Here is an 11,927-nt window from a genome sequence, read left to right as displayed (position 1 = left end):
AAGAACAAAATAGCAGTTTAAAAAATAGAAACGGCAAAATTCTGCAGGTCTGTCCATTTTTAGAATGGAGCCACCATATAAGCTTGATCCTTATTGGATCCTGTTGTCTTTACGTCAATTTTCGAATTATGCAAAATGCTCAATTATAAGATCATCGGTAGCTAAGCCACTTTTCCATCTTTTTCTTTGAGATTTTCTTCTTAGACCCCATAAGAGCAGTACGAATTTCTAAAAATTTGTTTACCAGATACCATAACCCTACAATTGGTGGTAGTACTATCACTGACCACTGAATGAATGACAAAAACCAACTCATTTCCCGCTCTTCTACTATTGAGGAAAACCAAATAAATGCAGTTCTTATCTCCTCCAAACAATTCAATGCTAAACGGAATATTGAAACTCCTGTTATATTCATTTGAATGTTATACAGAAGGATTACTATAACCATCAATAATGCAACAACGATTTTATTAATTTTTTCCTGCCTCCTTTTCAATCGAAACTTTCCTTATAATAAGCTCCTCAAGATTCTCTAAATTAAGCGCAATTGTACGATTCGATCCATGATCATGGAATAATAAAAAGTTGTTTATGTATTTGATTTCTGAATTAACAAACCATGAATCCCCCTTATATTGAATGAAATATCTATTGTTCTGAAGTATCACTATAGGTCTTTGGCGCATTGTCAGCATAAGAATAAGAAGAATCGCAATTATCAATAACAAGACAAATACATACGGCATAGTTACATACCTTCCCCATATTGTTAGAAAAAGCTCCCTGAAAACTTATGTGCGAGCTTTGACCTAGTACACGTACAACCTTCTTTCTTATAAAACCTCTGAATCTTCAATGAGAATCTCATAGTCGATAGCATCAAGAATATACACTATAAAATCCCTTTGTGAAGATGAGGCCACTTTTATTCTATTAGCATATCGAATTGCATTTTCGAGATACAATTGGATATGAGAAGCCAGATCAGCCCCGTAAAATGTAAATTCCGCATATCCTTTTTGCCACTTAGAAAAAAGATTTCCAAAAGTACCGGTATCAATTTCTAACAAACAGAGCAGGATTGCTTGAAGGTTACTATCCTTATGTAATAAATAGAGTGCGTGAGGTTTTGCTTTGAAAAGTCGTCGCAGGAAATCCCGCACAGAATTGTATTGAATAAGTCCTCGTCTATCAATTCCGTCAAATGTTAAGGTGATGGAGCTGCGGCCTCTCTTTTTTTTCTTTTCTGCCATTTCAAATAATTTGAGCACCCTTTGAATTTGTCCACGTTGTAGCTCTTCTTTTGAAACTGATATATCCAGGTTGATGTAGGCTTCTTTGTTGGGCGGATCTTCTTGGTTTGTCTGAGTGCACTTGAGCATTACTTGTTCAATAAGCATTAATCTATCCATCTCGTGACACCTTTCTACTTCGTTTACTAAGAGATCGTTATCATAAACAGAGGTTTCCGAGTCTCTCATTTTTCTAAACAACGATGAATTACAAGGCATTTCGAATGCTAGTAATGCCGCCGTTTATTCGTATAAGACACTAAACATAAAACAGGGAAGCAAAGAGTCCACTCAATAAACATAGCCTTAAGGCTAGATCCAGGAGTTAAAATATTGTAGACAATAAGACGATTATTAATACATCTAATGACTTAGTTAGAGTTTGAAATAGCGTTCCTTGTTAGTAGAATCACGAAAACAATTCTTTAGAGAATCCCGAGTAAACCCATCAAATGCTGTCTGATTTTTTTTGTATCTTCAATTATATCCCCTATAATGTCTTCGATATCAAGAGATTTGTCCATTAGTATTTAATCGTTATTAAAAAACACCGCTCGTAAATGTTCTTTAAATTTTTTAGGTACAATTAAGTAATAATTGCAAACTAGATTAACCAGACAAAGAGTAATAAACAAAAGTACTTCCCAAGTGCTATTTTTGTTTGAATCCTCAAAGAAATTTGCATAAGCAAATACAAAAATCATAATAAAAGCGGGTAACATGATTAATAAATACTTAATCAAAATCTTCATCTATACTCCTTATAATTTCTAAACAGAGACTGTTATTTTACTTGCAGACTCTTCATCTATTTCTTCGGTAAAAAAACCGAACTCACGGAATGCGTTGAGAACCATATCAGCTATCTCTCTTCTCACCAAAAGATAATTCATTTCAACGACATCTGGTAAGTTGAGTGAATTTATATATGTTATATACAGCTCTAGATTAGAAAACGTTGAATCTTTTGCTTGTAATTGATCAACTATTTTTGGTTTAGTAAACTTAGTCGTCAAGTTACATAGCAAATAATCATTTATAGATAATGATTCATTCTCTGATATAACTTGAATTAGAGGTTGATCCACAATGAAATTAGTAAAACGATATATTGCGACTTCGGAATGATTAATATCGGTAAAAGGTTTTAGACCAGGTGTTCGAAAGATTTTGAAATTCAATGCCATTACACTCCCTTCATCGCTTGGTCTGCTCTTCTGGTCAACCCAAATTGGTGGGTCCCCTTTCCTTCACTACATCTCCATAATAAGCGTTAAATGAATTTTCGAGAAAGAGATTGTTTTTTTGATTTTAAGATGAGTTATATTATTGAATTTTTGCTATCTGTGTGAACATACCCGTAATGCCCTGTTTTAGATTTTTTTCGATAACGACCACTACATATAGTGTTTCGAATAAAAAATATACACATATATAGAAATTTATTTGATCACCTACGAACAAATGTACTTAATTTGTGGTATAATATTATGATGGAATAATTATGTAATGAGGTGGTCTTTATTAGTTGGCTTTCTGAAGTTTACTCATATCAACATGTGAAAAAGAAGAGTGTTGAAGAACAACTATTCAATGCCATATATAAGATTTATGATCATCACGATAAGTATGGTCTGAATGATCGTGAAGGGCAACAGACTATGTCGCTTGATATAGTAGATGCATATATAAATAGTAAGAACATAATGATTGAAGCGGGTGTCGGGATCGGGAAGTCGTTTGGATATTTAATACCAAGTCTCTATATCAACCAATTCATGAACCGCCCCATCGTCATTGCGACCTCTTCTATTCAGCTTTCCGAACAAATACACCAAGATCTCCATACAATCACAGCTAAATTAGGATTTTCCGGAGTCAGATCTATTGTAGGTAAGGGGATGACTCATTACGCTTGTGCTGACCGTGTTGCTTATCTCTATAGTACCTCCAAAAACCATCCCAATCATGACATTATTAAAGGGATAATGGAAGGTGAAATTACTGAACGAGCAAACATCGAAGGAAGGGTATCGAATGCTGAGTGGTCAGAATTCTGCGTGAAGAAATGTAAGCAAGAGAGGTGTCATTACAAAAGAGGGTGTTCATTCTACTCCATGAGGTCCAAGATAAAGTCACTTCGGGGTGAAATGAACTTTATTATCGTGAATCAGGACCTACTCATTCAAGACTTGCTTAAGAAACAAGCAGGGAACAGCAGGCTTATAACACCTAATCCTGCTCTTATAATCATAGATGAAGCACATAATCTAGAGGCCAAGGTTCGTGATGCTAGGACTATCGAATTTTCCTTAAGAGAGATCGAAAACGATTTGGATAATGCTTTGCAACTTCTTATCATAGGGACTGGAAATCGAGGGTTTTACTCACAATTTGCTTCAGTAAAAAAATCGCTCTCCCAGGTTTTTGAACAGGTTGATCTGATTATAAAAGGTCTTTCCTCACAAGACACTGACCGAATAAAAATTCCTAAGTTGAAGAGAATTGCTTTCCAAAAAGTGATGGACGAGTTGTCAGATATCCACACTAGTTTATCTCTTTTAGAATCTTCTCGTCGTGAGCGGGAACAAGAGAACGCCTTGGAGGCAGTCAGCGACCTGCTCGATCTATATGGTATTCTGAGTGGTCAACTAGACAGTCATTTATATTGGGCTTCAAAGCCCAAAAGAGAAACTGTCATTAGCATTTGTCCGAAAGAGGTCAATAAGCTTTTACGATCAATGTTGTTTGATGGAAGCACACCGGTTGCTCTTACTTCAGCAACTCTTTGCCAAGGTGGAGAAGAACTAAAAGAAAAATATGCTTATCTTTCAAAATCAATTGGTTACGAGGGAGAGTTTGGAGACCGTCAACTCTCTCCATTTGATTATGCTAACCAAACGATAATGTATATTAATAACAACATCCCATATTATAAGCCAGATAATAAAGACTCTTTTCTTACTGCAGCCTGCCAGGAACTTATTAAGCTCTGTAATTTGACAAAAGGCCGTACATTAGTATTGTTTACAGCAAAAGAAGACCTAAGGGTAATATATGACAAATTAAAAGAACAAAATCTAGACTGGAAGTTATTTGTTCAAAGTGAAGGCTCTTCTCAAGATGAGATTATCAAAGAGTTTCGTCAGTCTAACGGGGTCTTACTTGGAACAGGGGTGTTCTGGGAGGGTATTAATATTAAGGGTCCAGATCTGTCACAAGTGATCATTGTTCGTCTCCCCTTCCCCGTTCCTGCTGATCCCGTGTACGAGTATAAAGTAGCGACAGCTAAAGACCCTCAGAAAGATGTATATATTCCGGATATGCTAATTAGACTTCGGCAAGGTACAGGTCGTCTTATCCGAAGTGAAACGGACTTTGGTGTCTTAAGCATCCTAGATTCAAGAATGTCACTTAAAGCAAATCGAGATTATCGACAGGATGTTCTTGAGGCACTCCCATTCACTAATATCACTGAGGATTTTTCTGAGGTCGCAAAGTTTGTAAAGGACAATATTAGTTCTGATGTCCTCGATAGTAAAGCATTGCAGCTAAACAGTGCGACAGTAGCCGATGCCGGTTAGATGTGGGTGCTTACGATTAACTAAGAGGATACAATTGTGATGAAATTTGATTCGAAGAGGACACCCCAGAAAACCTGCTTTAGAGGACATGAAGAGCGGAAGGGATCTTCCCTCCGCTCTTTTAATGTTGTTCTTTTTCCTGAAAGCTTTTGTGCTAAATTATTAGGGCTTCCAACCAGGTAAAGTGAGAAAAGGAATACCATAGGTAAAGCAAAATGAGAAGTATCGTGTCTTGGTTACTTCCCATTATGCTGGAAGAGCCGGAGTAAATTGTGCGTGTACAATTGGAGGTTTTGTATATAACTTAATGCAGCCTGACCTTCTTTAGAAATCATATTGGAGCCGTGTTCTGTTAGACGATATACATAATTATGCCGACGATTAGAATTCCATCTTCCTTCTAACCATCCATTACTCGCATCTTCCATTTCATGAGCCAGCTCATAAATATAACCTTCCCCACACTGCCAACCATAACGATAATTCATAAGTTCATAAATGCTGATGGCTGTTTCTGCAGAGTACTCGGGTTGATTTAATATGGAGAGAAAAAGATAACGAGCTAGATGTCGGACATTAATGAGGCGATTAAAATGTTTGAGAACACCTTCATCCCAAACAGGCTTATTCTTATTTCCAGTACCGGTGATTTCGTATGCAAAATAGTCCGCTGCATCTTTTAAGCGAATGAGTGTTTTAAGATAAGTAGCAGCGAACTCTTCTCGTTTCTTTTCTCCCGCTTCTGTAGTGGCCATCGTCCGGGTTTTCCCGTTAATTTCAATACAGTTGATCCATCCTTGTGCTTCCATTTCTCGGATGGCCTGATAAATATAAGACTTGGATTTTAAGTTAACGGGCTCTTCTACAACAGAATCATAAAGCTCACGCATGTATTTGGAGTGCGTTTGCAGTTCCCTAAAGACAATAAGGTAAATAATATCTTTGGCACTTAAACCGAGCTTGTTTGGTGCTATAGGAGTTAAAGGTTTATCCATATAGATCACTCCTTATTAGTTTGATTTTCTTTTGTCGCTATCACCTCATCCAAGATTTGTTTGAGTGCATAATATGCAAATTCCAGTTCATATCTTGATCGGTGATAGCGATTAATTACGTAAAATATCAATAACGAGAATACTGCTAATGGCCAGAAGTTTCCTTGTGTGAGAAAATAAAAGGAAGCTAAATATAGACATATTGTAACGATCACTTCCAATAGGATCCATAACAATGTCCGTAATGGCGGCATCATAGGTGGCAGCTTAGGAGGAGTATTATGATCTTTTGGAGGAGTAAGAAGACGTTTTGCCCTGTCTCTTTTGAGCGCCCCCATTAGCAGTAAAGGAAGGAAACAGAAGATTCCAAACGCTCGGATGAACGAGGAGATAAATTCTGATTGACCTTCGTAAGCCCCCAAACAGATAAACACTACGATTAAAAGCGTGTAAATGACACTGTTTGCTGTTGTTAATATTCGAATTTGTTTCGGAAATTCATCAAAAATCATCTATACATCTTCCTTTCATGATGTAACTTGTTTGAACTGTATTTCCGTCCAATGGCATGTATAAGAACATTTGTGCGCTTCCATATTTTGATTATAGCACAGACCTCATACGCCGGAAATTTAGACAGCTATACTAGGAGTATAATCGATAAGAACCAATTCCAGAAACGGATAAAAAAACGGAACCACTATGAATAGTGAGCTCCGTTTGCCTTGCTATTCTTACATCACTGAAAATGACTCATTAAACAAGTAATCATCTAAATTACTGAAGTCTAGTTGATCATATCGAATTCTTTTGTTCATGAACATTACCCCATGAAATTCGTATAATTTAGCAAAGGAACTATAGTTACCTGTCGATTGTAAAGGTTTTCTAGTTAAATGCTTATATTCTGCAAAATTGATGGGATCGGTAAGACGAATCTTCTCAGCAAATTCAGAGTATTCTTTACCCGGATTATTTTTCATGGGTACCGCCAAGTTAATACAGAACGGATAATTACTGGAATGACTATCAACTCGATTTGAGTTGTATGCGACTCCATCAATGTTAAAGTCGGCCAGACACTGCATCACTAATTGAGATATAATGTACTCACTTCGAAATGTTCGATTTTCCTCATTGATCCTAAAAGATGTGGCAATGACAAGAGGGAACAGTGCAATCATACTACCCAGAGGGTTTATGAGTTCATCGGAATTCGAGTACCCATTTAACATCGCTTGAGGAATGGCTAGATTCAAAACTTTCATGTCATTTGGCATGTCAAATGCGGCCACATTAAACTCACTGTCTGCAGGTTTACGCAATTCCAACCAGCAAACATAGGAAGTTAAGCCAAAGTACATGCTGGGTACACCGGCTATACTGAATCGCTGCGTAGATACGTTCCCCCTGTTACTGAAAGGTATATGTAAAAATCCGCTTTTGTTGAAGTTGTTTACTCCTAATCTTGCTCGATACATACGAATTGGATGTGTCGCGACCCCACTCCATTCATTTATATTCTTATTTACTCTTGTCAATCCCCGAAAAGCTGTTGAATCATCTAACCGAGCAACAATAAATGGATCATGAGAACAATAAACCAAAATCTTAAGTATATTTTTTTTTGCGTATGTAAGATTTGCATCGTAATAGTAATTGATGGCCTCCAATATAAATTGAGTATTCCTCGCTGCAAGTTGATATGTATCCGGAGCCACATACTGCTGGATTTCAGACAAATACTGTTTAAGCACTGTTTCGAGCTTTGTGTAATATTCCGAATCCTTCTGGATGATGAACGGTAATTCAAAATTATTAAGCTCCAATTTGCTCATTTAGGTACCCCCCTACTCCACCTACCAGGTTATCTTAATGCCTGAGTAGATGTTTTTCACTAATCTTAACTCACGATCCACTTTTTCTCCATCTTAAAATATGCAGAAGTTGAGTACCAGAAGGGAAGGGGAGAGTGCCCTTCTTTGCCCTTCCTCCGGCAGTATTCTATGGGAAATCCAACGTTGTTTCTCGAACAATAAATGATCTGCTATGATAAATAGGTTCGCGAACCGCGGACCTCGCATCCAACAGGTATAAAGCAATTATCCCCCCCCGATATGAAGCTGGATGCGAGAATCCCATCTTCATATACGCACCACAGACACCTCACTCTACGCACAACTTAGGCCCCTCATCTTCGACTTTTCTGATTCGTCCTTTTCCTGCCCCTTTATACCCGATCTTCTACCTGGTCCTATTCGTACGGATTTAGTAGCAGAATTCATCTCTGCAACTTAATACGAATCAAGTTACTCATAAATTTGTTGGGGTGGGGGCTTGTCACGCGCAGGGTCCAGGACGAGGTATCCCCAAAACATAGAAGAGTTCTACTAAAAGAATTAAAACCGGGTTGAAATGGGGCCAACAAACCAACAGGCAGGAAATGGTAATTGCTATTCGTGAGAAAGGAGGAGTGAAAAAAGAGGTAGGGGAAGAAATCGACAGTGATGATAGGATGTGCGTGGAGTGAGGTGTTGGTGTTCTTCGATATATGCATACTAAATGGTTAAATGTACATTATTTATGTGTGATATGAAGATAGTTCTAGTTGATTAATTGAATAATTAAAGAACCTTTTAAGTTAAGTTAACTTAACCAGCAGACTTTATCATAATATAAGTATTCCCTCGTACCCAAAATTAATAAGTCATGATTACTAAAAGGTGGAGGCACTCCTCCCTTCTATTTCGTGGCCGAAGCGGGAGAACGTATAAAATAAAGAAGCAATCCCATGTTAAAAAGGGAGTGCTTCTTTATAAGATAACTATTTATTTAGGCCTTTAATGTCGTCCACGATTTTATCGATCGGAACACCATTCACTACAGCCAGTATATGGCTTATGGAGTCATTCAATTCAGATGTTTCTAATGCTTGCCCACAATATTCGACTCTAGACCATTCTCTCGGTTCAAAAACCCCATGAGGAATGTCTTCACGATCTCCAAGCCACATTTTAGCTCGGTAATCAATATTTGTTTCATCTTCGATAACGATCCAAAGATGCGGTTGAATAATTTTATTTGTTACACGATCTCGGATGGAGCCTGCCATGGCACGATGATTCACACCCGATCGGTTTAATATATAACTGATGATCCGAGTCATTCCGTCACATTCTAAATTGCAGCAGTCTAACTGATTTAGAATACTTCCGAGTTCGCTATCTGTTGAAGGTTTATAGGATTTCTGTTTGTACCAACGATATGCACCATCTTCGGCTTGTAAGGTTGCACCGGCCTCTATTACGATGGCTTCCATCGTTGGATTGTCAACCGGTACCGGCATTAAACCAGCAGCCAGATTGTCATAAAAGTTTGCTGCATTACAGGAACTCCGCATTTCAGCCTACCTTCTATTTCCATTTGGCAGATATCCTACTTTGAAAATACATGTTTCTTTAAGATAGTAACCGCCATTGATGGTAATCTTATTTTCTGTATGAGATTCAATAACACCTGTTTCCTGGTGTGTTCCTTCTTTCATATACACTTCAATTGGTAGTGCAAAGAAAATAGCGTTATCAAAGTCCACTGGATTTATAAGTACATCATCCTGTTTCAACATCATAACGTCCCCCTCATTGTTTAAATCTCATCTTGATTATCTATTCTTTCGACAGCATTACAGTCATATTTCCCCATCGCTATCTTTTGACCAGCATCATTATACCAAATGACCTCTACACTTTTTCCAGATCGCGACACATCGTGTATTAAGCCATTCGTAAAGTTTGACCATTTTGTTTTCTCATGTTTTATATGTCTTACCTTGTTTCCCGGTTTTAAGCCGTTAATAGCAATTCGGGATATGGTTTCATTTTTAAGGTTCTTCTTTTTAAAATCACGTCCGCAAAGATGGCATTTTGAACCCGCGATAAGCACCTCGCAGAAAGGGCATTTCTTCATCCCATTCACCTCAATATGAATAATTTACACGAGTTATTCTATAACGTTGCAAATTCAACTCTCTGGTAGAAATTCCTATTCCAGTATATCATACATTATTTATAACTCTTTTACCTATCACATTAGAGCTCAGAAGAAATGTCAGTATATTTTATTCGGCATTTTAAGTCATTCTGAAATACTTTTATCGTTTTACCCGCTTCATGTAAAACTGTTATGAGGGAATACCCTTTGCTTAATTCATAATTGCGAAGAGCAGCAATATAACTCTCTCCTTCTACCTCAATTTGAAAAGAAAGAGATTCCAAACACTTTTCATATTTCATTTGTGCCACTTTATCATCAATGGCCATCTGAAACTCATCCTCCGACCATTCTCCTACCCAATCATTCGTTTCAGGACTCCAAAAAATCAATGCATTACCTCGATAATCCTCTGAATAATAATAACCACGATAGTGATACAAAAAAGAATCATTCATCGAATTGAAAAATCGATACACCCTATCCTTGATTAAGCACTTATAGTCTGTTGTTTTGGTCAGTACTATTAACTCATTACTTGTCACCATTCTTAATGTTCTCCTCTTCAACTATGCCAGGATCTGTTTGATAATCTTCCAACGTCCTCTGAATTCTTTCAATTAACATTTCAAGCTGTTGTTCCTGATCATGGAAAAATGATTGATCTGTGAGGTGGACTTCAGCCAATTCTTGGATTCGTAGGTAGTCATGCATTGGTATGTACTGTTGGTTTTGCTCTTTCTCTAGCTGAGCAAGTAAAAATGACATGGTCTCCAGTAATGATTCAACATCGGTTTTCATAGACATTGTCAAACACCATCCTTTTTGGAATTTAATAAAAAAACGCCTCCCTTTTGTAACTCATGTCAAATAGACATTGAGAGATAATCAAAAGGTGAGGCGTATTTTCTAAGATTAAGTACTTCATAGCCGCATGGCAGAAGCAAAAGATAAAGTATCTAATGTCCTAATTATACCATTTTTTCAGCGTTAACAAAACACCTACTTCATTGATATTCGTCCGAACTATTGAACATTCTATATCCAGTCCAAACATCTCTTTTTATAAAGTTATTATGGGAACTCTGGGTTTTCATTTCAGAACATAGTATTGAAATTTGCATTTAGAACAAGATTCATCAATAGATTGATCCGGGATAGTGCCCTCAATAAGATTGATTTTCTATATCCAAAAAGACATTTATGTTGTCGAAAAGAAACGGTCACCTTCATCTAGTAAACTCATATAATCTTTCTCCGTCCATCCTTGAGGAATTCCATCTATCTCTTCTTCCTTAATAACCTTGACCGTGTAGACACTGATAGGAAGGAACAGAATAGGGCCATCCTCACTCAATTCGCAATACAACAAAGTCGGCTCACTTATATCTGGATTTCTCAAATGTATTCACCCCATCCCTAATGGAATACACGCCTCAAGTAATGATTTAATTTTGATGATACAAAAAAACTGAGCAACATAGCAAATAGCATTGAGTAAAGTGGTGTAAAATCGCCAAAGGCTAGGACTGTAAGAAAAACCACTATATTGAAGATGATGATTGCTCCCCCCCAGAATACCAATAACGCTACCATGAGCCGGCAAACTCCTAATGGAAACTGTAAAAAAACAATAATCAGGGGATGCCACATTTTTCGGAGCATAAACTGGATACATTCCCTTAACCAAGAAACAATAAGAAAGGATACGAAGAAAATAATAATATGAGGCAAACTTATACCTATAAACGAAACTGTATGCAAAATCTCCCATGGTGAGTCCTCAATGAAGAGGTAAAGGAAATCCTTAAAATAGATTGTTCCCTTCCAGGTCACAAATAAAGCTAGTGCCAATGAAAGACACCAGCCAAACGCTGCTCGATGATTGATTATTTTTCTATGTTGTAAACTAGACAATATCTCCCCTCCTTATTTCATGGACATGTATTTACTTATGAATACAACAACCAGGTCTTCATTAAATAACATTAAAAGTTCTCATGTTCATAGTATGACTTAATCTTTAGCAGACTACCGCTCGATGCACTATCCACTCCTGTATG

General features: G+C 37.2%; 13 protein-coding genes. 1 reads left to right on the top strand and 12 read right to left on the bottom strand.

The window, feature by feature from the left end:
• Positions 1–151: 151 nt before the first annotated feature.
• The 3 genes from ACPV3A_RS33950 to ACPV3A_RS33940 all read right to left on the bottom strand — a co-directional run bounded on the left by ACPV3A_RS33950 (position 152) and on the right by ACPV3A_RS33940 (position 2,482).
• The gene (locus ACPV3A_RS33950) at positions 152–499 is read right to left on the bottom strand and encodes a hypothetical protein (protein WP_076153638.1); all 348 of its coding nucleotides are present in this window, start codon (positions 497–499) and stop codon (positions 152–154) included.
• 337 nt (positions 500–836) lie between these two features.
• Positions 837–1,415, bottom strand: a complete 579-nt coding sequence (locus ACPV3A_RS33945; RefSeq protein ID WP_063477615.1) for a hypothetical protein — start codon at positions 1,413–1,415, stop codon at positions 837–839.
• A 650-nt stretch (positions 1,416–2,065) separates the two neighbouring features.
• Positions 2,066–2,482, bottom strand: a complete 417-nt coding sequence (locus ACPV3A_RS33940) for a hypothetical protein (protein ID WP_063477613.1) — start codon at positions 2,480–2,482, stop codon at positions 2,066–2,068.
• Positions 2,483–2,809: 327 nt separating this feature from the next.
• Between ACPV3A_RS33940 and ACPV3A_RS33935 the strand changes: the two genes are divergently transcribed.
• A complete protein-coding gene (locus ACPV3A_RS33935) occupies positions 2,810–4,879 on the top strand; it encodes an ATP-dependent DNA helicase (RefSeq protein WP_063477612.1) in 2,070 nt (689 codons plus the stop codon).
• A 236-nt stretch (positions 4,880–5,115) separates the two neighbouring features.
• On the opposite strand, the gene ACPV3A_RS33930 is transcribed toward ACPV3A_RS33935, so the two are convergent.
• The 9 genes from ACPV3A_RS33930 to ACPV3A_RS33890 form a co-directional block, all read right to left on the bottom strand.
• Complete coding sequence (locus ACPV3A_RS33930) at positions 5,116–5,874, bottom strand: helix-turn-helix transcriptional regulator (RefSeq protein ID WP_063477611.1); 759 nt, start codon at positions 5,872–5,874, stop codon at positions 5,116–5,118.
• Between the two features lie 5 nt (positions 5,875–5,879).
• Positions 5,880–6,386 (bottom strand): hypothetical protein, encoded by a 507-nt coding sequence (locus ACPV3A_RS33925; RefSeq protein WP_063477610.1) that lies wholly within the window; start codon positions 6,384–6,386, stop codon positions 5,880–5,882.
• A gap of 222 nt (positions 6,387–6,608) precedes the next feature.
• Positions 6,609–7,712 carry an RES domain-containing protein gene (locus ACPV3A_RS33920; protein WP_063477609.1) on the bottom strand — a complete coding sequence of 368 codons (1,104 nt, stop codon included), beginning with the start codon at positions 7,710–7,712 and terminating at the stop codon, positions 6,609–6,611.
• 986 nt (positions 7,713–8,698) lie between these two features.
• Positions 8,699–9,274: a hypothetical protein gene (locus ACPV3A_RS33915; RefSeq protein WP_063477608.1), complete on the bottom strand. Its 576-nt coding sequence runs from the start codon at positions 9,272–9,274 to the stop codon at positions 8,699–8,701.
• Positions 9,275–9,280: 6 nt separating this feature from the next.
• The gene (locus ACPV3A_RS33910) at positions 9,281–9,502 is read right to left on the bottom strand and encodes a hypothetical protein (RefSeq protein WP_127502902.1); all 222 of its coding nucleotides are present in this window, start codon (positions 9,500–9,502) and stop codon (positions 9,281–9,283) included.
• Between the two features lie 17 nt (positions 9,503–9,519).
• Positions 9,520–9,840, bottom strand: coding sequence for a hypothetical protein (locus tag ACPV3A_RS33905; protein ID WP_063477606.1), 321 nt, complete (start codon positions 9,838–9,840; stop codon positions 9,520–9,522).
• Between the two features lie 122 nt (positions 9,841–9,962).
• Positions 9,963–10,412: a hypothetical protein gene (locus ACPV3A_RS33900; RefSeq protein ID WP_063477605.1), complete on the bottom strand. Its 450-nt coding sequence runs from the start codon at positions 10,410–10,412 to the stop codon at positions 9,963–9,965.
• The gene (locus tag ACPV3A_RS33895; protein WP_063477604.1) at positions 10,399–10,671 is read right to left on the bottom strand and encodes a hypothetical protein; all 273 of its coding nucleotides are present in this window, start codon (positions 10,669–10,671) and stop codon (positions 10,399–10,401) included. The genes ACPV3A_RS33900 and ACPV3A_RS33895 overlap by 14 nt, the downstream gene beginning before the upstream one ends.
• Before the next feature lie 394 nt (positions 10,672–11,065).
• Positions 11,066–11,266: a hypothetical protein gene (locus ACPV3A_RS33890; RefSeq protein ID WP_063477603.1), complete on the bottom strand. Its 201-nt coding sequence runs from the start codon at positions 11,264–11,266 to the stop codon at positions 11,066–11,068.
• Between the last annotated feature and the right edge of the window lie 661 nt (positions 11,267–11,927).

Source organism: Paenibacillus sp. Dod16 (genome assembly GCF_049893405.1).
Classification (GTDB): domain Bacteria; phylum Bacillota; class Bacilli; order Paenibacillales; family Paenibacillaceae; genus Paenibacillus_AQ.
Note: the sequence above shows the minus strand (reverse complement) of the source record. Positions and strands in the feature narration are given on the sequence as shown.